Source organism: Microbulbifer sp. THAF38 (genome assembly GCF_009363535.1).
Classification (GTDB): Bacteria; Pseudomonadota; Gammaproteobacteria; order Pseudomonadales; family Cellvibrionaceae; genus Microbulbifer.
On record NZ_CP045369.1, the window covers coordinates 976573 to 1000855 of the forward strand.

Below are 24283 nucleotides of genomic sequence, written 5' to 3' on the forward strand. Positions count from 1 at the left end.
TATCTATCAAGATAGGAAATACCTAAAAGTCAAAAATGTTGACAAAATTGGATATAATATTGCGTAGTTCTTAAGTAGATATTTTTGCTTGGATAAATTTAGTTGATCATTGGTATAATGCTTTCCTTAGAAAAAATATTTTTTGTAGCAAGATAAAGATGATCTACCGTAGGTAGACATAACTGAACATAAAATCTGAAATGAGATTCTTACTGGCTATGACTAATAATGTATCTGATGATTCCACCAATCAACTTGAGCAGCTAGAATGTAAGATTTTACAGACTTGTAAAGAAAATTCTAATAAGCTCACACGGGACTTAATTACTGTTCAGAATCGTGTATATGCCCAACTTGAAAGTCTTAGCTGGCTTCAGAAACGCTTATCTATCAAAGGACAACTTCCCCCACTGCGGGGTTGGGCGGCATCACCAGATGTTCTACTAAGGTTGCATACCCATATCATGAGTTCTCGCCCCACTATTGTAGTTGAACTCGGTAGCGGTGCTTCTACATTAGTGATTGCTGATGCATTACGCCAAAACGGTAAAGGTAAATTGATATCTATTGAACATAGTGAATATTATGGGTCCCTGACATTATCATCTCTTCAAGTTGAGTATTTACAGTCTTGGGTAGATCTAAGAATTGGAGATTTAGAACTCTGGGAAGGTGAGCATCTGAATTCTGATGATTCTGATAAGCCACCACGCTGGTATCCACTATCGATTCTCGAAGGGATTGATAATGTTGATCTGCTTTGGGTAGATGGCCCCCCTGGAGCTACTTGTTTATATAGTCGCTATCCTGCCTTACCAGCATTATTTAACCGTCTTTCACGGAAAGCTGAAGTTTGGATGGATGATACTATCCGTAAGGAAGAAAAGAATATTTGTGAGCGCTGGGCGCAAGACTATGATTTTGAGCTGGAGTATCATCCGCTGGAAAAAGGACTTGGAAGGATGATAAGGCCTAATAACAAAAATACATCCATTGATTCATCGTCAAAAGAGGAATTCACTGATCAAGATGACGTGTTTACACGTGTCTTGGGCCTGAGCTTTCCGTTACAAGAGAACGATCATGATATAGGCTAGCAAATTATCTGATGTTATTTATACCCATGGAGTACTGTGAATTGACATCAAATCATTCATATACCCTATTTTAACAATAGACTTTTTGGGGGGCTATTACTTAGAATAGCTTAAACTAATCCTTAGTGTCTATTAACTATCTCTATCAAAATAAGGCACATTAGTACAAATTGAACCGCTGTCTAGATAATAGGATCTTTCGATAGCATATTTTTGCCATATTATATCATTTTGTCTGTTTGTTCGATTTTTATATTCTATTTAAATCTAATAAATATAAGAATGAATTATTGTTTTCCTAGCCTGTTTTTATTTCTTAATTAAAAAAATACAATTTATGTTTTTCTGAATGAAGTTTTCTTCAGCCCTAAATTCGAAAGTGTGAACTTTGAAATTTGTTATTAATAAATATACTAGAAACTATCACTATCTGCGATACTTTAAAACTTAACCTTTATGGTATGTCAATAGGGATAAAAATTCAATTAATATGTACCCCTTTCAAAGGAGGTCAGCAGTACCATGTAAATACTATATTCACGATAAAAATCATACAACAAGCCACTCAAGAAGATGGATCTATGATCTATAGCATTAATGATGTATAAATTGGGTTGTTGAAATACAATTAAGAATTAAATTCATATACTGTTTATGTCTTCAGCGGAATCCAATAAGATTTTCAGATTTGGGATCCAGAAAGAGCGATAAAATTAAAATATTTATGATACCTAATAAGTTAAATTAGGATTATAAAATTACTATCTCAGGGGAATTGGATACTTCTTAAAGCGCTGTCGAAGTCGGATAGGTGACAAGTTTAGATTAGGTTTAAGTGTGAGAAAAGTAGCAATTTCAAGAATTGATAGTCTGTCTGAGGTTTAAAAGTATTTTCGGAGAGCCTTGTACCAACGTATTCAAGGAGGTTACGGATAGTCGCACAGCTAGATTGTACGAAGTTGAGATTATCAATTCACGCTTTCCAAATGTAAGTTTTGAGCAATATTATAAACTTTCATTATTGATAACTTAAGCATATAGTTAAAGTTATTTAAAAATATTTAAATAGTAAAAACATGTGAGTATGGCATTTAATAACACTGACTGACCTTAATTTTATTAAATTTTTTGAATAAATTGAATTTACAAGTGAAATAGTTATCGATAAAGGGATAGACGAAAATGCAATCAGACTTGGCAATAAAACCTGCAATTAATTCACTTGCTCAGAGCTCTATGTTTTGGAAGCCTGACTATCTTCGCTCTTCACTTTGGTTAGAGCATGTTCCTTTTTTGTTTTGGCTTATAGAGGCACATCAACCTAGGACTGCAATAACTTTGGGAATAGAGTCTGGGGTTGCGCACTTTGCATTATGCCAAGCTATTCAGCGTCTTCGGCTGGACACCCGTTGCTATGCTACTTGTATAGGGAAAAGTGAGGATTCCTCTACTTCTGATGACCAGATAAGAATGTATCATGAGAAGAATTTTGATAGTTTTTCCTACCTACTTGATAGTTCGTCTATGAAGACTGGCGGGCAGTTTGAGGATTCAAGTGTTGATTTGCTGTTATTGAACGCCTTTCATGAGGATGATTTTGAAGGCTTAATGGCTCGATGGACCCCCAAAATATCGAGCTATGGCTTAATACTTATACCTGGTATTTCCCGGCGTTCTCAGGAAAATGTAAATTATAAAGCTTTTGAATTTCTGGCAAAAGATAACCCCTCCTTTGCTTTTCATCACGGAGATGGATTAGGGGCTATCTCTTTGGGTAGAGATTTGAATCCATTACTTTCAAATCTATTTGAGCAGGGAGAGTCAAATTCAGCATTACAGGTTGTCAAGGATGTTTTTGCTCGTTTAGGCCGCACATGTAAAGACGCTCTGAAGGCGAATGAATATCTAGAAAAAGCAGAAGTGCTTAAGGTAAATCTTGCTGATCAGAAAAGTAAATTAGAGCGATTAGGAGCAGACTATGAAAATACTCGCTTACAATTGGAATCTAAGCGAAGGGAACTAGTTAATTTTAATAATCGCATGGATCAAGCATTGGAGCGGCATGCACAAGAACGTGGCCAACTAGCCGAACGAGTTAGTATCTTGCAGGAGTTTCGTGATGAACTCAAGTCTGAAGTTTCCCAGCTTCGTTCAAGGCTTGATGAACAATACCGGCAAATGGATAACCGAAACCAACAGCTTTTGCAGCTACAAGAAGCAGGTTTGGAGTTAAGACAGGAATTGATGAATTATCAGATGCGCTCAAAATCAAGTGCAGATGAGTTGGCCAGAACACAAGAAGAGCACCAGAACCTAAAGGAACTTTATAATGATAAATTGAAGGATAGTACTGAGCTTTCTAGTCGATGCGTAGAGCTGGAGAAGCAGTTAACTACACATAGTGAAATCGTAAAAAAACTGCAGGATGATAAAGATAGAATTATTGAGGAGAATCGAGCACATGCTGAGAATGTAAAGAATCTTGGAAAAAAAATAAAATTATTAGAATCTGAAAATGAACAAAAGCGAGAATCAGAAGATAAAAATAGACAAGAACTTTTAACGCTTAAGAAGAAGTTGAAAGAAGCACAAGACACGATTATCAAAAGGGATGAGGCACTAGATACTCAGAGAGCTCTTAACGATGGATTAAAGTCTGCGTTGGCTGATAAGGAGCAACATAGGAAACAAAAAGATGCTCTTGCTAAACAACTCGAACAAAAAATAAATGAACTTGAAATTAACTCAAAAAGCTATATTGAAGAAAAATCTGGTCTTGAAAAGCAAGTAGAATTTTTGCAGAACACGCAGCAGCAGTTAGAGCAAGCACAGGCACGAATTAAAAAATTGGAAAATAATATATCAGAGGTCACGTGCAGATCTGAAATTCTTACTTTAAAAAACGGACAGATGCAAGAACAAGTTCAATCGCTTCGAGAAAAGGAGAAAAATTGGAGACTAGAAAAAGATAACATAAAGGTCCTTGAGGAATATCTTTCGAATTCACAAGTTGAACTTGAGAAAGCTACACTTGAGAAAAATAAGTTAGAGAAAAAAGTAAAACAGTTTGATGAGAAAGAAAAAAAATGGATCTTAGAGAAAGATCATATTAATAACCTGGAAAAAAATTTATCACAACTAAGAAAAAACAATGAGAAGATTGCGCTGGAGAAAAACCAGCTTGAGCAGCAGATAAAGATTCTACAGGAAGAGCAGAAGACATCAAGACATGTACAAGAACATGTGAAAAATCTTGAAATTGAAGTTGAAAAATCCGAACGTAAGTTGGAGAGCTCTAATTTAGTTAAGAATCAACTTGAAGAGCAAGTACAGGTTTTGCTTGAGGATCAGAAAAATTTACAGAATGCATATGAAAAAATTAGTAAGCAGGAAGGAGATATTCTAAAGCTAGCTCGTAAGTCGAAGAGTACGGAATTAGAAAAAAATAAGTTAGAAGAGGAAATACAAGTTCTTCTTAAGAAACAACATCAGTTCCAATTGAGGGAAGAACACATAGGACAGCTTGAGCAAAACCTTGAAAAACTTGAAAATGATTTACACGTTGCCAACCTAGAAAAACAAAACAAAGAAGAGAAATTACAAGCACTTCTTGAGGAGCAGCAGAACTGGACGAAGGCAGAAGTTCATATCAAAAAACTAGAGCAATCTCTAGTCGACTTACAAGACAAATCCGAGAAAGATGCAGATGATAAAAGAAAGCTTAAAGATAGAATAGAAACCCTCAGGGAAAAATATCAGCAATTGCGTGAAGTGGAAGTGAATTATAATAAATTGGAAAAGGATTTTTCTAATCTTGAACGAAAATATGAAAGTATCGATATAAAAAATAATCAGCTTGAGGGCCAGGTTCAAGTTTTTCAGAAAGAGCAAAGTGAATGGAAAAAAATAAAAAAATATACAAATGATTTAGAATCAAATTTTAATAATCTTAAAAAAAGTTATGAGACTATAAGTTCAGAAAAAAAATCTCTCGAAGAGCAATTGCGCACTTTGTTGGCGAAGCAGGAGCAATGGCATCAAGTTGAACTTAATGCTAATAAATTAAAACAAGATTTTGTTGGGTTGCAACGTAATCATGAGACAATAATCAAAGAAAAGAATGAAATCGAACGGCGTTTTCAGGCATTAGAGGCGGATAAAAAAAATTGGAAACAGGATAAAATCCATGCAAAAAAACTAGAATCTGATCTTGTTAGGCTCAATCAGAACTTGGAGAAAACTGCAACGATTGAAAGAGAGCTTGATGAGTGGGTGCAGGCATTCGAGGATGAAGAGAAGAAGTGGGAATGCTCACAAAAATATGCAAATCAATTAGAGCAAAAGCTTATTGATCTTGAACAAAAATATGAAAGTTCAGCTTCTGAGAAAATGAAGCTTTATGAGAGGGTAGAAATTCTTGAGGATAAAGAGAGACAGTTGAAGCAGGTACAAAGCCATAATAACGATCTGAAGCATAACCTTGCAGAGAACATGAGTAAGTCTGATCGTTTAGAGAGAGAAAACCATGACCTAGAAAAATATATTGAAAAACTAAAAGTCGATTGGCATCAATTACAAGAAACTAATAACCGGCTTAGTCATGAAATAGAAAACCTCAAGCTTAAACTTGATCAGGCAGTTAATAATAAAGTTATACTTGAAGATCGATTGCATACTCAGGAAGAGGCGTTAATAATTAATAAAAAAGTTATTGAAAAAAATAATAAAGAGATGGCCTCTCTTAAAAAATTGCTAAATAACGCAGAGGTACAAACGGCTGAATTAAAGTCACAAAATGCAGAAAATCTACGCATCTTAACTGATAAAATTCAACTGTCGGAGACAACTATTTCTGCTTTAGAGGATCAATTACAAACTCAAGAAAGTAAGCTTGAACAACTTAGAGAATCTAAAGAGAATCAAGAGAAAACTGTTAATATCTTGCAGGCAGACCTCGCAAAAAAAGACTCGCAGCTAAAAACAAGTCAGGAGCGCTCCCAGCAGCTTGAGAAATCAATAAATTCTTATGTTGATGAACTGCGGAAGGTGGAGAAGACAAAACAGGGTTTAGATAAAAAACAAGAGGATCTGAATTCTCACTGTCAAAAACTTAAAAAATCTTTACAGCTTATCGAGACGGAGCGCGATGAACTTCTGCAAGCGAAACAGAGGTTACAAATCCAAGTTCAATCTTTGAAATCTGAACTTACTGATACTAAACATTCAGTTGATGAGCGCTTTAAAGAATTGACTTTAATGACTCGTTTATTAGAGGAGAAAGAAGAACAACTGACATCTCTACGCATGGAAGTAGCAGGTGATTCGGTGGGAGCAGCAGAGAAAAACCATCAGCCTGTTAAAAAAAAGGTACTTCAGGTCAGCTTACCATTCGGTAAGCATACTAAAAAGATTCGTAAAGAGAAAAAGGAACTGGATCAGATCCATCGTTCAGGTTTATTTGATGCGGAATGGTATCTGAACTCTTACCCCGATGTGGCTAAGAATGAGGATTCATCTCATGATCCCGCTTTACATTACTTGAAACTCGGTGCTTTTGAAGGACGTAATCCTAGCCCAGACTTCGACAGTCAATGGTATCTAGATACTAATCCGGATGTAAAAGATAGTGGTTTCAATCCACTGGTGCATTATATCTCCATGGGTAAGGAGGAAGGCCGTCAACCTCTTCCATGCTGAGATAATGTAAAAATTGTGCTGAATATAAAACGTATATGTCGCAGGCTTGTGGAGATGATCCTGAGAGTTACTCCTTTAGGCTGCGACTATCCATCACAGGTCTCTGACCACTTCGATTCTCACTGGTATTTACAGACTTATCCAGACGTTGCCGATGCTGGAGTCAATCCGTGGGCACACTATATCAAACATGGTCGTTTTGAAGGTAGACGTCCATTTCTCAATCGCGCTGTCGTTTGGGAATACCATCTTTGGCGTGGTGGAGATAAGTTACTCCTACCTCGGCTCAAACAACTAGCGGATTCTTCAAATGAAATTTGCCAGGAGCGATTTTACGCAGCATGGGCTATTGCGCGTTGGTATGCTGCAATTGATGATTGGTCGAAAGTTTTGGTTTCTCTATCATCGTTTCGATGTGCAGATAGTCCTGATCCCTCACATGCGGGTCCTTTCTTACTTTTATTTGAAGCAGCACTACACTGTAAGCAACAGACGATAGTTCAGAAATCACTTTCAATATTAGCCCAGCGGTTTTCAGGGCAGGTTGATATTCTATTGGCAGAGGTCAATCTACTCTCACAGAGTAAAGCTAACCATACCTCTGATAGAAAAATGAATTGTTTGCTTTTAAAAGCTATCAATCGAGTCTTTATACCTAATGGGCTGTGTTATTTATCTGGCGAGGATAATAAAACACTAAGTTTAGATTCTCTCCATCCTGCAGAGCATTTGCCTGTTGTGGGAGATGAAAGATCGCCAAGAGTTTCAGTAATTCTTCCCACTTACAATTCTGAGAAAACTCTGAAAACGTCACTTCGTTCTTTATGCGATCAGTCTTGGCGGAACCTAGAAATTTTGGTTGTGGACGACGCTAGTAAAGACACCAGCTGGCAATTTCTTGAAAATTTTGTGCGAAGTATTCACTTGCGACCAGGTTTGGAAATACGGATATTGCGCCATGAAGAAAATCAAGGAGCCTATGCGGCCCGGAATACTGCCCTGAAGATAGCCAGTGGTGATCTAATTACCACGCATGATAGTGATGATTGGTCTCATCCTCAAAAGATTGAATACCAAGTTAAAGCTTTATTATCTGATCCATTTAAAGTAGGTTGCACTTCACATTGGGTGCGTACCACCAATGATCTACATTTCTCACACTGGAGATTAGAGGATAGCTGGGTATATCGTAATGTCTCTTCATTGATGTTTCGCCGCTCTGTATTTGAAGTATTAGGTTATTGGGATAGGGTTACTGTGAATGGGGACACTGAGTACTACTATCGTATTCTTCATGCTTTTGGGGAAAATGCTTTAACTGAAGTCTTACCGGGTGTGCCGCTTAGTTTTGGTCGTATTAGTAAAGGTTCATTAAGTAGATGTAGTGAAACAAGTCTTTTTACACGATTTAATGGTATTCGAAAATATTATGAAGATGCTGCTAAGCGATGGCACAGAGCGGCAAAATCGGTAGAAGATCTTTATTTACCAGAAAATCCGAAATTTCGACGGTTTATCGCGCCAGCACCAATTTGTCCTGATGAAAAGCCTGTTGAGAATCCTAATCCTTCCGACCTGGTTCAGCAGTCACGCTATTTTGATGTAGCTTGGTATTTAGAGCAATACCCAGACTTGCAAGATACATCAGTAGATCTGTTTGAGCACTATTGGTTAACTGGTTTTTTAGAGGGGAGGGATCCAGGCCCAGAGTTCAGTACCTCTGGATATGGATACCATTATCCAGAGGCTAGATCAGATAATCTGCCTAGTCTTTATCATTACCTTACTGTGGGCAAAGAGAAAGGATTAAAACCTACTCCAGAAATAACTGGAACGCAGATACCTCGGTCGGGCTCATTAAATTTGTTAGTTTGTGCGCACCAGGTTGACAGCAATTTATTTGGCGCTGAACGCAGCCTGTTAGATGTATTAACCGTCTTGAATGAGTTAGAAGTCAATTTGATAGTAACATTACCAAATGCTTTGAACTCTAAATATGTAGAAAACATAAAGTCTCTAGCAAGTGTTGTAAAAATTTTACCATATGGTTGGTGGAATTCTGGCCGTCCTCCCTGTCAGCGAACCTTAGAACAGTTTAAGAAGTTAGTAAAAAAATACGATATTCAAGCAGTGTATGCTAATACGCTAGTGCTTGATGAGCCACTACTTGCGGCTCGAGCTTTAGAGATACCTACTATAATTCATGTTCGTGAACTTCCTTTTCACGATGATGCTCTCTGTAAGGCATTGGGAGCTAGTGCTCAATTAATTACCGAGCGTGTTAGGGTTTTGGCCGATATTACGTTAGTTAACTCTCGTATCGTGGAAAAGGAAATAGCCGCACCAAATTCTGTTGTAGTACCAAATATAGTAGATGTAACTCGATATAAATCGAATTCTCAGACATTGGAGACTAAAAATACTCCTATTTGTATAGCGTTGATTAGTAATAACTTGCCAAAAAAAGGTTTGGCAGATTTTGTTAATTTAGCAAAAATACTTGAGCAACGTGCTATACCAGTTATTTGTAAACTGATTGGACCAGAGAATGAGCATATAAGGTATGTACGATCTCAACAGCAAACTGGCGAAATTGCAAAGTGTATTGAATTTATAGGATATATTGCTAACCCAGATGAAGCTTTAGCCAGCGTCGATATAGTTGTTAACCTATCGCATTTTCAAGAATCATTCGGGCGCACGATACTGGAAGCTATGGCTGCAGCACGGCCAGTGGTAGTTTACGACTGGGGGGCACTCTCTGAGCTAGTTGTAGACGGTGAGACTGGTTATCTTGTTCCATTTGGTGAAATTGAAATGGTCGCAAGACGAGTGATACAGCTTATTTATGATAAAGAATTGCGAGTTCAAATGGGGCAGGCCGGTCGACAGCATGCTGCTGAAAACTATAGTTTCAAAAAAATGCTCGGGCGCTTCAGAAATATTTTACAGAAAATTGAGCACCTCTCATCGTTTTCGGAAAAAGTATAATAAAACAATGTGCCTTGAGTTATAAAACGATCTTGTATTCAAAAAGAGGTGATTTCTTTCCGATCCGTTAGGAGGGTTTATGATAGGGATTATTCACTTGGTTATTTTAAAGTTAGTGAACACTTAGCATGAGAATTTTAATTTATGGGTTGAGTAAGTCGGGCACCACGATATTGCATACCATGGTAAAAGCTTCTCTGGAGAATCACCTGGGGACAGGAATCCAAGAAGTCTTTGAGCCCTTTGAAATTTTTGAGGAATCCGATGGGGTTAGGTATGCTAAAGAAGGTATTAGCTCCAATATAAAATCTAGTAAAAATGAGATTGTTAAGGCCTTATTAGATTCTGGCATTACCCCTCAAAAGGTTTTATCGTTTCAGAAATATTTTGATAAAAAGATATTTATCGTCAGAGATCCCCGCGATAGGTTTGTTAGCCAGATTTTCTATCGTTGGCATTGGGTCCACAGACCAGATAAGGAAAAATTTATTCGAACACTTAGGCTTGTCAAGTACAAAGAAGATAACCCTAAAGACATTCCCTGTATATTTTTATTTAATCAGAATCCTAATTTCTATCCAGCCTTTTCAAAAAAGATGCTAGATACCTATGACAGAGTTATGAAATTTCTCGGAAGAGCAAGCCAGGACTGGTTTATTTTGAAATATGAAGATCTAATTGATGGGAATGTTGAGAAATTAGAAGAATATCTCTCATTCCCTATTAGGAAGAATGTGTCAGTTAACAAAAATTATAAAGGAGTTGTCAGAAGCAAGGCCCATGGAAACTGGAGAAAATGGTATTCTCAGGAAGATGTAGTTTTTTTCAAGCCAATATTTAAGAAATACATAAAATATCTGAAATATGATAGCTCTGACTGGAAACTAGAGTATCCTGAATATCTACCGAAGGCTCATGGGTCTGAGTACATGTTACGAATTTTCCCAGAGGGAAAAGCGGAGTTAAAAGCTATCCCTGAGACTTTAAGAATTAGTGCCGAGAACCGCAATATTGGGATAGGGTTACGAGATCGTTTTTCAAAAATATTTAGAGCGATTAAACTAAAATAAACATATTGATGGCTACAAATTCATTTCTTGTATTTAGGTTGTAGTTTTTGGAGCAACAGCACCTTGGCAATCAAAATAAAAAATGAGGACTTATGGAGTTATATATGAGTGGTAAGCGTTCAGGGATCACTGTTCCTCATTTAACTAGATACGATTTGCGTCCATTGCTGCGTCCACTTAAAGGGTTGAAAGCTGAGACTGGCAAAGATGGCTATATTACATGGACTTCGACTACCAGCCAATCAAAATTTTGCATTGCAAATAACAGCTTTTCTCGGGGCTGGTATATGGTAGAAGTATTACTGGATTCTGATCAAAGTTATTTGGATGCGGCTTTTATCCTTCAACATAAGGGTGGACGAAAATCCCAGAAGCTTCGTTTGCCAATTCGTAATGGCCGAATGTCTAAGAGACTTCTTTGGTTTGCTAGAGGAGGTGAGGTACTTCAATTCTCACCCTCACAATCCGTATGTAAATTTACCATTCGTCACTTAACTCTAGTCAGAGTGTCTTTAATTTTCGCTCGAGATAGAATGCGTTCTCGATTAAAGTCTCGTAAATTAAGAGTGCCGTTTAGAATAACGAATCGTTGGGCCTATTATGATGCTACTTTTCGACCTGCTGGAGTTAAGGTCTCTTATCGGGACTGGGTTAAAAAAATAGAGCCTACTTTCTGGCCCGAGTTAGTTGAAAATTATTATAGTATAAGTTTCTCTATTATAATGCCAATTATTAATACAGATACATTGGACGCTATAAAAGATGCAGTCGATTCAGTTTGTGCTCAAATACACCGAAATTGGAAACTTTTTATCCTCTCATCTGCTACTTGCAATAAAGATATCTATTTCTGGCTTAATGAACTTGTCTGTTCTGACAACAGAATAGAGCTGATTGGTTGTTATGAACTTAGCAATGAGTTCTCAAATCTAATTGATGCTGATAGCTATCATCTGCTATGTCCGCCAAGGGCTGTACTCGCCCCCAAAGCATTATCATGTTTTCAGTATGTTTTACAGAGTAATCCTCAAGCGAAAGTTATCTATAGTGATGAGGATAAACTGAGTGAGTCTGGGAGACGGTGCTTACCTAACTTTAAATCAGCATGGAATCCTGATCTTTTTTTTTCTGATAATTATATCGGTGAGTTTGTTCTTTTTGCCCCGAGCTTGTTAGAGCAGTCCAACTTCACTGAATTCAATCTTGAACAGGCTTGGGATTACTCGCTATTCCTTCAGGTATTACGTAAGTTAAAGCATCCTTCGCGAGAAATTATTCATATACCGAGAATTCTTTTTCATAGGCAAAGCTTCCAAGATCCCGCAACTTATGTTAAGAGCAGTCAGCGTGTACTGCAAAAATATTTTAATGAGACTGAGTGTTCGGATGTCTCAGTACATGTTGAAAATAATTATAGAGTATTACAAGTATGCTGGCCTTTAAAGATGGAAGAGCCTCTGGTTTCTCTTTTAATTCCTACGCGGGATATGTTGCCCATACTTCGACAATGTATTGATAGTATTCTTGAGAAGACTGCCTATCAAAACTATGAGATTCTGGTTCTAGATAATCAGAGTGTTAAGCCTGAAACACTTAATTATTTATCTCATTTGAAGAAGTTACCCAATGTGAGAGTGATTAAGTATGATGCTCCTTTCAATTACTCGGCGATTAATAATTTCGGCGTCCAGCATACTCGTGGAGACATTATTGGTCTAATTAATAATGATATTGAGGTGATCTCACCCAACTGGCTTAAGGAAATGGTCACGCATGCAATAAGGCCAGATATCGGTTGTGTGGGTGCCAAGCTATATTATAGCGATGGCCGTATCCAGCATGCTGGTGTTGTGGTTGGCCTGGGTAGTTTAGCGGGGCATGTCCATAAATTCTACCATCGCCATGAGGAAGGTTATATGAATCGCCTGAAGTGCACACAGAATTTTTCGGCAGTCACAGCTGCTTGCATGTTGGTACGTAAGAGCATATATGAAAAAGTTGGAGGACTAGACGAAAAAAATTTTGAAGTAGCTTTTAATGATGTTGATTTTTGCCTGAAGGTAAAAGAAGCTGGCTATCGAAACTTGTGGACACCTTGGGCTGAAATGTACCACCATGAATCAATTAGCCGTGGTATTGATAATACACCTGAAAAGCGGGCCAGGTTTGACAGGGAGGCGATTAACTTAAAGACCAGGTGGTCAACTCATGAGAGAAGGGATCCTTACTACAGCCCATTTCTGACTCATACCAGGGAAGATTTTACTTTGGGGTTAAATGAGGAAGCAAAAGCCCCTCTATGGCGCTGATTGTTTATATGACTTGGCTGCTTGATTACAGACTGGTCAGTATAGCAAGCTCAAAGCTAACTAATACTAAACTCATGGGCCCCATACCTTGGGTATCGGCTTTATCCGTATTGGATTTCATTATTGCTTTTATTTTATGCTAAATCGTTACATATTTAGCACTTTATGAGAGTCGCTTGGACTTAAGCTAAGAGCCAGCCTTTTGGGCTTAGAATTCTCCATGGAAATCTAACTGGCCGATAACCATTTGATTTACCTAGCTTGTGTAAGACCTATCTCCATCCATATAGGAGGAGATCAAAATATAGCCAATCCGCTCATAACTGTTTAGACGATCCTCACTCCTTGCTTAGATCTATATAAAGATGTTGATTCGTTACCTCCTAGTTTCATCTCACTTACCTCCGTGCCAAGCTTTTTTAACCAACCACTCATGAGCATGAAGTAAGCCTTCCTTTATTTACTCTTGCTGATAGCTTGGGGTATGGGCATCAGATTTAGTATAGTTTGCCTTCTTTAGAGAGATATTTTAGGTGTAGCACCTACTATGGTAACCAAAGCGGCCCCCCGAACTTTATGACTTTTTCTCAAATCTTTGTTGCTGGCACTTTTGTTCTGGTTATCTTCACCCTGATTTTTACTCGTGTACGTCCCTCTTTGGTCTTTGCCTCGGCTGCATCTGTTTGTTTTTTGACCGGTTTGGTCCCAGTTGAGTCGGTATTGCAAAAAGCCGTCAATCCCGGGCTGGTTACTTTGGTTGTTCTACTATTGATCTCAATTGGGTTGGAGAAGGCTCGCTGGCTAAGAGCGATATCCGATGGATTGATTGGAGGAAGTTTGAAAACCAGCCTGCTCAGGCTTACAAGTGCTACTGCCTTAAGTTCGGCTTTTTTGAATAATACGGCTATTGTTGCGGCCCTGGCATCTAGCGTTAAGGCCCAGCGGCGGCACCCTTCAGGTAAGCTGCTATTACCGCTGTCCTATGCGGCCATTCTTGGTGGAACCTTAACCTTGATTGGAACTTCCACAAACTTGATCGTGAATAGCTTTGTGTTGGATAGGGGCATGGGATCTTTAGATTTTTTTGCCTTTCTTCCTATTGGCAGCGCTGCAGTCCTGGTCGGGCTGGTGGTATTACTGCTCTGTAATCGCCTGCTTCCCGAGGTGGGCGCTGTTGAGGAGGAAGCGGCACAGTATTTGCTGGAAGCCGAAGTTATTGAAGACTCGCCCTTGGATGGCCGTAGCGTAGAACAAAATAACTTGCGTCAGCTCGAAACACTCTACTTGATAGAGATTGTTCGCGGAGGGCAGAGTATCAGTCCTGTTGCTCCCACAGAATTAATTCGCAGCGGCGATAAGCTCATTTTCAGCGGGGATGTGCGTGATCTGCAAAGGCTCCAGTCTATTGAGGGATTGCATTTGTTCGCATTGGATGATGATGCCCTACATATGGATCTCACAGAGGTCGTACTGACCCCGAACTCTAGTATCACCGGTGAGACACTGAAAAGCTGCCAGTTTCGGACTCGGTTCGATGCAGCGGTGGTAGCAATGCGTCGGGGCGGGGAGCGCCTGTCCGGCAAGCTGGGGGAGATACAGCTTCAACCAGGCGATGCCCTCCTCTTAGCGGTTGGCCAGGACTTTAAGCACCATCGTAATATCGATAAGAACTTCTACGTGATCAGCGGAACTGATGTACAGCGCCAACTTTCCAGTAGGAACAGCTGGCTGCTAGGGCTGGGTTTTGCCAGTGTGGTGACGGGCTCGGCTCTGGGGCTCTTCTCCCTTTTAAAGGGGTTGGTGGTATTACTAGGCTTCATGGTGATACTGAATATCGTCACCACTTCTGAACTCCAACGGCGCTTTCCTTTCCAAATTTGGATCATTATTGCCAGTGCATTAGTTTTAGCCGAAGCTTTTTCTGGCAGCGGACTCGCTGATAGCCTCGCACGTTCAATGCGAGATTCCCTTCAAGGCGCTGGACCATTGGCTGGAGTTATTGGCATTTTTTTATTGACGCTATTACTAACAGAATTGATGACCAATAATGCCGCTGCGGCACTCACATTCCCATTAGCCTGGAGCTTGGCTGATAGTTTCGGTGTTAGCTGGATGCCGTTTGTGATGGCTGTAGCTTATGGAGCCAGTGCAAGTTTTTTGACCCCCTTTGGTTATCAGACCAATTTAATCGTTCAAAACTTAGGTGGTTATCACTTGCGCGATTTTCTACGTGCAGGTTTACCCTTGACAATTGCCTACTCATTAACGGTCCTAATATTATTACCAGTCGTATTTCCTTTTGAGTGATGACTGTAAATTTTTCTGACTTGTTGGAGTATGAATGGAAGTAATCAACCGCTGGATCATTGTAGAGGAGGGGCCAAACCCCTCGACAGATTACTTCGTAATTCCTTATCTGAAAAATTTGGGTGTGAGTGTCAAGCGCCTGACTTTTACCGATCTACCCTCGGTTGATGAACTCGATGGAGCTCAGGTTATTTTTGTACGCTATGTTTCTCACGCCTGGCAATCTCTGATACAACAGAATTTGAAAAAGGTATCTGGCGTTTCAGTATTTCTAGATGATGATTTATTTGATTGGTCAGCATTCTCCGGGATGCCACTCCGCTATCAGATTAAAATACTACGCTATAGCTGGTCTAAGCAGCGCTGGTTAAAAGCCATTGGGGCAAAATTATTGGTCTCAACTCCATTTCTACAGAGAAAATATCGTCACTTGTCTCCTCAACTATTGTCAGCTGAGCCTCTGGATTTGGGTGCAAAGCGTCCACTTTCTATTTTCTATCATGGATCGGCATCTCACAGTGAGGATATTAACTGGCTTTATCCCATCATCAGACAGGTACTAGAAGAGAATCAAAACCTGGATTTTGAAATTATTGGGGATAAGCGAGTAAACCGTCTATTTCGGGGTGTGCCGAGAGTGCAAGTAATACACCCTATGAAGTGGACAACTTACTTGTCCATGATACAGCGATCAGGCCGCTCTATAGGATTAGCTCCATTGTTGGATAGACCTTTTAATAGGGCAAGATCCCACACCAAATTTTTTGACATTACGCAGGCTGGTGCAGTAGGGATTTATGCGGAAGGGGATATTTACGGAAGAATAGTCCGACACCAGGAAAATGGAATCCTGTTGCCAATGCAGCCATTGGCCTGGGTAGAAAGTATTTTACAGTTGGCAGCTGATGATGTACTTAGAGAAAAGTTATTGCGCGGAGCACAAGAATGTCTGTAGTTGGGCACTGTTCCCTGGGGCTCCGCAGAATGCGTATTTTGGAGCCGTTGCTTGGTACTAAGTGCCAATATGTACTTTCAAGACCCAATGAAGCTATTAATCATATGGTGGGCTGGGGGCTTAAGAATTCGGCGATTAAGGCACAGAGAATTGCCTCACGGGCTGGGCTTTCTTATTTCTGTATAGAGGATGGTTTTTTACGCTCCTTGGGTCTAGGGGTGGAGGGGGCTCAAGCCCATAGTTTGGTAGTGGATTATACTGGCATTTACTATGACGCCTCCCGTCCCAGTGACCTTGAAAACTTGATTAAAACCAGTGGCTTTACTGCCGAAGAACTAAGTCGAGCAGAAAAAGGGCTTGGGCTCCTGCGAACCCATCGGTTGTGTAAATATAACAAGTCATTTGATACACCCTTGGAAATAGCAGACAATCGCTCGGCAGTTCTGGTGGTAGATCAGACTTATGGTGATACATCGATAAGGGCAGGATTAGCCTCTGAAAGTCATTTTCATCAAATGTTGCGAAGTGCTATTTCAGAAAATCCTGGGGCTGAAATAATTGTCAAAATTCATCCGGATGTTATTTCTGGTAAAAAACGCGGTTATTTACAGGCGCTTGCAGAGCAAGAAGGCTGTAAAGTTATCGGACAGGATATATCCCCCTGGTCGATGTTCGATCGTGTTGATAAAGTCTATGTAGTGACCAGTCAACTGGGCTTTGATGCGCTGATTGCTGGTAAAGAGGTACATTGTTTCGGCGTTCCCTTCTATTCTGGCTGGGGGCTTACAAAAGATCGCCAGTCTGTTGCTAGGCGTAATGTAAAACGAACACTGACAGAAATTTTCTGTGCGGCCTATCTTCGCTATTGCCGCTATATAAATCCTTACACGAACCGTAAATGCGAATTTGAGGATGCACTGGCTCTGATAGTCGAACAAAAAAGACAGTGGGAGCGTTTTCAAGGTACTTGGGTAGGTGTCGGGTTTTCGCCTTGGAAGCGTAGGTTTATTCCTAATTTTTTAGGGAGTAAGTCTAGAGTTGCTTTTTCGAGGTCTCTCAATAAGAGGCCTAAGGCCAGTCCTGGCGCTAATATTTTAGTATGGGCCAGCCGGGTTAACGACTCTCTGGTTGAGCAATGTCAACAAGCTCAATTGAATTTGTGGCGTATTGAAGATGGTTTTTTACGCTCGGTAGGCTTGGGCGCTGATTTAGTTACTCCAAGTTCTCTGGTGTTGGATTCCAGTGGAATCTACTTTGATGCCCATAATCCGAGTGATCTGGAAACTCTCTTAAATAGTACTAAATACTCACCAGCTATTTTGGCCCAGGCCAGAAAATTAAGGCAACAGTTGGTAAAGAATAGGGTGACCAAATATAATCTTGGTCGAGCAAAATTGTCCTGTGAGTTAAATCTGCCCAAGGATAAAAAGATAATTTTAATCCCTGGTCAAGTGGAGAGCGATGCCTCTATTGCCTGTGGCTCACCGGTATTCAAAAATAATTTATCCTTGCTGCAACAGGTGAGGGCGAAGCATCCTGATGCTCATATCATCTATAAACCCCATCCAGATGTTGTTTGTGGTGCACGAAACGGGGAAGTGCCAGCAGTTGCTGGATCTCTGTATGACACTTTGATTGAGAGGGGGGAAATCTCCCTGTTGCTGGATAAGGTTGATGAAGTGCATACCATGAGTTCACTATGTGGTTTTGAGGCTTTGTTGAGAGAAATCAAGGTAGTAACTTATGGGCTGCCATTTTATGCAGGATGGGGGCTTACAGAAGATACACTCCTTATTGATAGAGAGCTCAAGGCATTCGATCTTCAATCTTTCAAGCTTCGGCGGCAGAGAGAGCTTAAACTGGATCAGCTAGTAGCTGGCGTACTGCTTCTTTACCCCGTATATGTGGACCCCAGAAGCGGTGAATTTATCAATGCGGAAACTACCATCGAGATTTTACAGCAATCCCGCAAGGTTGGTCGAAAAGAGAGCGTTTTTTTAAAGGTATTTAGTTGGTATCGAAGTCAGTTCTTAAAATATTAAACAGTGGCACATCTTATGTTATCGATTTTTTTGTCATTGTTGTTTTAATGGGTGTTAATGAATCTTCGAATACTTGAAACCAAGATAGATAGTTCTGAACCATTTATTTATTAATGTTGTGGCGAAAATAGCCTGTTTGAAACAGACTTTTGCTGGGGGGCAAGCATGCGGCGTTCTGTAATTGGAATAACCTGGAAGGTCCCGAAGTGGATATTTGAGTTGTTGAGCTGGGGTAAGAGTTTTAAGAATAACCCTATATTAGGAAACTATTTTTTGAATCGCTGTGGATTACATGTAACTCGAGTTATTCTGGCACACTTGCTTTTTCGGTTTCGTTTATTGCTGTTATCTCCTTTGGTCTCTTCAGAGGATCGAAGTGAATTCAATCGTAATGGCTATTTGCTTAAAAAAAACTTTCTTTCGCACGAGGATTTTGAGCGTCTATCCCAAGAACTGCTTGAGCTGAATGCCCCAGTAAGGGAGGTCATCGAAGGGACCACTATTACCCAGCGAGTTTTTATGGATTCAGAGGTGAGAAATACAGCACCGAATTTCCAAAAATTATACACACATAAAAGTTTGGATCGATTGATGCGCTACTGCTCCTCAAAGAATCGGCCACCACTCTTTTACATCGAAAATCTGTACAATCACGCAAATGTTACCCCACGCCCAGACCCGCAACGGGATTTACATGCAGATACCTTCCATCCTTGTGTTAAGGCATGGTTATATATGGATGAGTCGTCAGATGATAATGGTTCATTCGTCTATGCCCCCGGCTCCCATCGATTGACATGGAAGCGCCTCAAGTGGGAATACCGGCAGAGTCTGGAGGCTTGTAAGAGAGGTTCTGACCGTGCCCCAGGGCGTTACTGGGATGGCTCATTTCGTGTTAGTAAAGAGGATCTGGCTAAAATGGGGTATAAAGTAAAGAAGTTATCTGTTCCGAAAAATACCCTTTTAATTGGCAATGTTTACGGTTTTCACTGCCGTGGTCGTGCACTACGAAAGTCACACCGAATGACAGTTTGGATGCAGGCTCGGGATAACCCTTTTAATCCTTTGTTTACCCCTTTTCCAAAATCCACCGCGTGGCTGTTTGAGCGGGTATGGAAGAAAGCTTTAATGAAGATTGATCGCCAGAAGACTGAGGGGGGAGAGCAGAGGAATTACTTTGGAGCCCTTACTCGTGCAGAATGTTCCAAAGTCTCCGAAATAGTTGGATCTGATTAATCTCGAATGAAATGGGGAAAAATTAGTTTTATAAAGAGCTTTCACCCGTATCTCACAGTAAAAGATAGGGGACATTAACTAGAAGATAATAAAGTCACAGCACATTCTGCCTGTACGCTGTTGCGTTACTTGTTGATAATTTAACCAGTTAAGCTAAGGTCTAGCTTTCAGCTTTCCTGGTGTAATCGCTTGTCGTGGCATTATTTCCTATGCCATCTAGAATGGCGGACTGTGAAGTGTGCCATACTCCCTTCCTGGAGCAATCCTATAGAGCCTTCTGCTCTGCTATATAAAGCGAAGGCTGATGTTGTTCTGTAGGTTCCTTATAAAGTCTGCCCCTTATCCCATTACTGGAATAAATTTTGAGTTTGTACCAGTTTGCTTGGAGGTTCGCTAAGGACTTGATTCAAAAACCAAGCGCACAAAGTTGTCTCTAAAGTTGGCTTTTCAGGGCATCGCCTAATGGATAAATTTACAGTAAGGTATTTTGATGGCCACTTTAAGCATCTAAATTAGCGCCTACACCTCCAATGTTTGTTTTCTATTTGGAAATTTATGGGGTACTGAAACGGTCAGATTGGTTTTTGTGTGATGTATGCCAATACGGTTTAATTTGTGGTTTGTAGATAGTGAGTTTCTGGTTGTCCCTATAATGTTTCTTCATCAAGTTTCAATGCACCCATTAGGGTGATTCTGGAGTAGGCCTATTCATGTCTGTGGCAGTATTTCTACAGGGACCGCATGGCCCATTTTTTGCCAGGCTGGCAAAACGCCTCTCTCAGCTTGGTGTTGTCACCCATAAGATCAACTTTAATGGGGGGGATCGCTTCTTTGGCTGGGGAAACGCCCAGGTGGATTTCACTGGTCGAGAAGTAGACTGGCCGGCCTTTTTCCGTCGTTATCTTTCTGAGCATAAGGTTGATACAGTTTTTGCCTATGGTGACTGCCGTAGACTCCATGAGAGCGCAAAGAAAGTATGCCAATCCATGGGCGTCGCCTTTATCGTTTTTGAGGAAGGCTATCTGCGCCCCGACTTTGTCACTATGGAGTGGGGCGGGGTTAATGCTTTTTCCTCTACCAACTGGTCCAGGCAGGCAATACATCAATATCTACCGAGAGGTCGTACCCCTGCGTCGCCTGTTGGTCATACTTTTTGGCGACGAGCGTACTTTGCGTCTGCATATTATGTGGCGATGCGACTTGCTCAAGCAGAGTTTTCCAGTTATCGCCATCACCGGAATCGCAGTTGGCTAAAGGAAGGTGTTTGCTGGCTTAGAAGCTTTTATCGTAAAGGGCTTTATAAGATTACAGAGCGAGGCCTTATCCGACAGCTGACGGAAGAGTTCAGTGGTCGCTTTTACCTGTTTCCTTTGCAGACCTGTGATGATTTTCAGCTGCGTAAACATTCCGACTTGCTCTCGATTGAGAATGCAATAGATGTTGTATGTAAATCTTTTGCCCGAAACGCTCCTGAAGATACAGTCATTGTTATCAAGCATCACCCCATGGATCGAGGCTTTTGCCATTATCAAAAGCTGATTAGTGTATTAGAGGCCCGCTATCAGATTAGTGGGCGGGTCATTTATTGTCATGACCTGCACCTTCCCACTTTGTTGGATCATGCAAAGGGAGTCGTAACAATCAATAGCACTGTGGGGATATCCGCGTTGCTTCACAAGGTACCTACCAAGGTACTGGGGCGCTCTTTATATGACTTGCCGGGTTTGACACATCAGGGCAGCCTCTCCAATTTTTGGCAGCAGCCAGAACCGGTGGATACCGCCTTTTTCCGGCGCTTTCATACTTATCTATATGAGCGTACACAAGTGGATGGTAGTTTCTCCCGGGGTATCACATCTACCGTGGATGGCGTCTGTGACCGTTTTCAGGAAATGGGTGTAAAGGGTTCTATTTTGCCTGTATCAAAGCCTGCTGGAACCGATGCCAAGACTGACGCCAAGTGATTTTTTCACTTGGCCACTATCCCTTCCAGGTCTTTTCTCTTCTATATTCACCCTCTAGGTATGCTATGAGCTTCTAGTCGGTATGGCGCCCTCGAGGGTCTGCTTAAAAAACAGGCTGATCTGGAACGCCTAACCTGTTAGACTGCGCGACCTTTTGACCCACCGCTCCGGTCCCACGACAGGGACTTTGGCTTCAAGTGAATTCCGAAATGACCGATACCCCAAAACCGGCCGGCTTCGACCAGCTGGGCCTGCCGCCTGAAATCCTTACTGCCATTGAAAAACTAGGCTATGAGACCCCCTCTCCGATTCAGGCACAGACAATCCCCTCCCTGTTGGAGAACCGCGATGTGCTGGGCCAGGCCCAGACCGGCACCGGCAAAACTGCCGCCTTCGCACTGCCATTACTGTCCAAATTGGACCTGAAAGACCGCCGCCCGCAAGCTTTGGTACTGGCGCCGACTCGCGAATTGGCTATCCAGGTGGCCGAGGCCTGCCAGGCCTATGCCGCCAACCTGAAAGGCTTCCATGTAGCCCCGATCTACGGTGGTGCCGACTATCGTGGACAGATTCAACAATTGAAGCGTGGCGTGCAGCTGGTGGTGGGTACCCCCGGCCGAGTGATGGACCATATGCGCCGCGGCTCCCTGGACCTCTCCAACCTGCGCACCCTGGTGCTGGATGAAGCCGATGAAATGCTGCGTATGGGCTTTATCGACGATGTTCAGTGGGTATTGGAGCAGATTCCTGAAGAACGCCAGATTGCGCTGTTCTCCGCCACCATGCCTAAAGAGATTGCTCGGATAGCTCGAGAACACCTGCAGGAGCCGGTTGAAGTTAAAATCCGCGTCAAGCAGGAGACGGCAGAGACTATCCGTCAGCGCTACTGGCCTGTGGGCGGTTTGCACAAACTGGATGCTCTTACCCGTATCCTTGAAGCGGAGCCGGTGGATGCCACGATTATTTTTGTGCGCACCAAAAACAGCACCGTTGAGTTGGCCGATAAGTTAGCGGCCCGCGGTTTTGCCAGTGCCGCCCTGAACGGCGATATGGCGCAGAACCTGCGTGAGCAGGTGATTGACAAGCTGAAGAAGGGCAAGCTCGATATCGTTGTCGCCACCGATGTGGCAGCGCGCGGCCTGGATGTGAAGCGTATCAGCCATGTGATCAACTACGACATTCCTTACGATACTGAGGCTTATATTCACCGTATCGGCCGTACCGGTCGCGCCGGTCGCGAGGGCGATGCCATCTTGTTTGTGGCACCGCGCGAGCGTCGCATGCTGCGCGTTATTGAGAAGGCCACTAAGAAGCCCATTGAAAAGCTGGATTTACCCAGCGCAGAAATGGTCAACAGTGCCCGTATGCAACGCTTCCGCGAGCGTATTACTGCGACCCTGGAAGGCCAGACAGACTTGGCACCTTACCGCCTGCTGGTGGAGGAATTCCTCGCCCAGAATGAAGTGGATCCGTTGGATGTCGCCGCCGCTTTGGCTTCTATGGCCCAGGGTGACCAGCCGCTGCTGGTCAAGGAGCAGGAACCGAAACCGCGCAGGGAAAGGGAGCGCCGCGACCGGGATGACGAATTTGAAGGTCGTCGCCGCAAGAAAGATAGTTATGAAAAAGACCGCAAGATGCCGTCACCGGATGAGGGCTTAGAACGTTTCCGTATCGAGGTTGGGCGCGAGCACGGTGTGCGCCCAGGCAGTATCGTCGGTGCCATTGCCAACGAGGTGGATCTGGAAAGCTCCTATATCGGCCGTATCGAGATCTACGGGGATTTCACTACGGTTGATCTCCCGGAAGGTATGCCCAAGGAAATACTCCAACACCTGAAGAAGGTGCGGGTGGCCGGTAAGCCGATGAAGATTTCCCGTTTCGATGAGGACGCGGTCAAGCCGAGAGGGAAACCCAAGGGTAAGCCAAAGGGTAAGCCACAGGGCAAACCTAAGGGCAAGCCCAAGTTCAAACGGGATAATGGCGGGGAGTAATCTTTTCCCAGCAAATATCGAAAGTAAAAAACGGCGCTTTAAGCGCCGTTTTTTTATTCCACTAGGCTAGGGCAGCTGTTCTTAGCGCTGGGGTAGCATGCGGGTCAGGGTACTGTCGCGCATTACAAAATGGTGCCAGAGTGCGGCAGCGATATGCAGTCCCACCAATATCAATAGTGCCGGCCACAGAACATCCTTGTGCAGGAAAGCGAGCTGCTTGCCCAGGTCCGAATTTTCAGCCAGTAAGCGCGGTAGGGCAAAAAGGCCAAAAAACTCTGTATCTCTACCGAACAACTGGCGCATTGCGATACCGGAAACGGGCATCGCCAGCAGCACCAGATAGAGTGCGCCGTGGGTGAGGCTGGACAAGGCTTTTTGCCAGGTGTTGCCCTGGATCTGTGGGCGCTTGTGGCGTGCCCTCCAGTAGAGGCGGATGGCCAGCAGCATCAGGACGCCCACGCCGAGGGAGAAGTGCAGACGCATAAACCAGCCGCGCATGGGGTCGCCGCGCTCAAAAAACTCGTGCAACTCCACGGCGCCCCATACCGCTAATAGTAGAATCACAAATAGCCAATGCAGGCCCTTACTCACTGAATTCCAGCGATCACTCGTTGTGGACATAGA

12 protein-coding genes are annotated in these 24283 nt (G+C 42.1%); 11 read left to right on the forward strand and 1 reads right to left on the reverse strand.

Going from position 1 to position 24283, the window contains the following annotated elements; translation table 11 throughout:
- Positions 1-218: 218 nt before the first annotated feature.
- From FIU95_RS04290 to FIU95_RS04340, 11 genes are all read left to right on the forward strand, one after another.
- On the forward strand, positions 219-1097 hold the full coding sequence (locus FIU95_RS04290; protein WP_152451821.1) for a class I SAM-dependent methyltransferase: 879 nt from the start codon (positions 219-221) through the stop codon (positions 1095-1097).
- A 1182-nt stretch (positions 1098-2279) separates the two neighbouring features.
- Entirely contained in the window at positions 2280-6794 is a 4515-nt protein-coding gene (locus tag FIU95_RS04295) for a hypothetical protein (protein WP_152451823.1), read from the forward strand.
- Positions 6795-6848: 54 nt separating this feature from the next.
- Positions 6849-9785 (forward strand): glycosyltransferase, encoded by a 2937-nt coding sequence (locus FIU95_RS04300; protein WP_152451825.1) that lies wholly within the window; start codon positions 6849-6851, stop codon positions 9783-9785.
- 128 nt (positions 9786-9913) lie between these two features.
- Entirely contained in the window at positions 9914-10855 is a 942-nt protein-coding gene (locus FIU95_RS04305; protein ID WP_152451827.1) for a sulfotransferase domain-containing protein, read from the forward strand.
- A gap of 104 nt (positions 10856-10959) precedes the next feature.
- The gene (locus tag FIU95_RS04310) at positions 10960-13164 is read left to right on the forward strand and encodes a glycosyltransferase (RefSeq protein WP_172975311.1); all 2205 of its coding nucleotides are present in this window, start codon (positions 10960-10962) and stop codon (positions 13162-13164) included.
- A gap of 576 nt (positions 13165-13740) precedes the next feature.
- Complete coding sequence (locus FIU95_RS04315) at positions 13741-15471, forward strand: SLC13 family permease (protein WP_152451831.1); 1731 nt, start codon at positions 13741-13743, stop codon at positions 15469-15471.
- A 34-nt stretch (positions 15472-15505) separates the two neighbouring features.
- Entirely contained in the window at positions 15506-16426 is a 921-nt protein-coding gene (locus FIU95_RS04320) for a glycosyltransferase family 1 protein (protein ID WP_152451833.1), read from the forward strand.
- Positions 16427-16455: 29 nt separating this feature from the next.
- Positions 16456-18468: a capsular polysaccharide biosynthesis protein gene (locus FIU95_RS04325; protein ID WP_253868847.1), complete on the forward strand. Its 2013-nt coding sequence runs from the start codon at positions 16456-16458 to the stop codon at positions 18466-18468.
- Between the two features lie 165 nt (positions 18469-18633).
- On the forward strand, positions 18634-19704 hold the full coding sequence (locus FIU95_RS04330; protein WP_152451837.1) for a phytanoyl-CoA dioxygenase family protein: 1071 nt from the start codon (positions 18634-18636) through the stop codon (positions 19702-19704).
- Between the two features lie 710 nt (positions 19705-20414).
- Positions 20415-21668 (forward strand): capsule biosynthesis protein, encoded by a 1254-nt coding sequence (locus FIU95_RS04335; protein ID WP_152451839.1) that lies wholly within the window; start codon positions 20415-20417, stop codon positions 21666-21668.
- 209 nt (positions 21669-21877) lie between these two features.
- Positions 21878-23659, forward strand: coding sequence for a DEAD/DEAH box helicase (locus tag FIU95_RS04340; RefSeq protein WP_152451841.1), 1782 nt, complete (start codon positions 21878-21880; stop codon positions 23657-23659).
- An 81-nt stretch (positions 23660-23740) separates the two neighbouring features.
- Here FIU95_RS04340 and FIU95_RS04345 read toward each other — a convergent pair whose 3' ends face one another.
- On the reverse strand, positions 23741-24280 hold the full coding sequence (locus FIU95_RS04345) for a cytochrome b (protein ID WP_152451843.1): 540 nt from the start codon (positions 24278-24280) through the stop codon (positions 23741-23743).
- Positions 24281-24283 lie beyond the last annotated feature (3 nt).

Coding starts and splice junctions, on each gene's coding strand:
- FIU95_RS04290 (WP_152451821.1), top strand. CDS start 219: ATGACTAATAATGTATCTGATGATTCCACCAATCAACTTGAGCAGCTA.
- FIU95_RS04295 (WP_152451823.1), top strand. CDS start 2,280: ATGCAATCAGACTTGGCAATAAAACCTGCAATTAATTCACTTGCTCAG.
- FIU95_RS04300 (WP_152451825.1), top strand. CDS start 6,849: ATGATCCTGAGAGTTACTCCTTTAGGCTGCGACTATCCATCACAGGTC.
- FIU95_RS04305 (WP_152451827.1), top strand. CDS start 9,914: ATGAGAATTTTAATTTATGGGTTGAGTAAGTCGGGCACCACGATATTG.
- FIU95_RS04310 (WP_172975311.1), top strand. CDS start 10,960: ATGAGTGGTAAGCGTTCAGGGATCACTGTTCCTCATTTAACTAGATAC.
- FIU95_RS04315 (WP_152451831.1), top strand. CDS start 13,741: ATGACTTTTTCTCAAATCTTTGTTGCTGGCACTTTTGTTCTGGTTATC.
- FIU95_RS04320 (WP_152451833.1), top strand. CDS start 15,506: ATGGAAGTAATCAACCGCTGGATCATTGTAGAGGAGGGGCCAAACCCC.
- FIU95_RS04325 (WP_253868847.1), top strand. CDS start 16,456: ATGCGTATTTTGGAGCCGTTGCTTGGTACTAAGTGCCAATATGTACTT.
- FIU95_RS04330 (WP_152451837.1), top strand. CDS start 18,634: ATGCGGCGTTCTGTAATTGGAATAACCTGGAAGGTCCCGAAGTGGATA.
- FIU95_RS04335 (WP_152451839.1), top strand. CDS start 20,415: ATGTCTGTGGCAGTATTTCTACAGGGACCGCATGGCCCATTTTTTGCC.
- FIU95_RS04340 (WP_152451841.1), top strand. CDS start 21,878: ATGACCGATACCCCAAAACCGGCCGGCTTCGACCAGCTGGGCCTGCCG.
- FIU95_RS04345 (WP_152451843.1), bottom strand. CDS start 24,280: ATGTCCACAACGAGTGATCGCTGGAATTCAGTGAGTAAGGGCCTGCAT.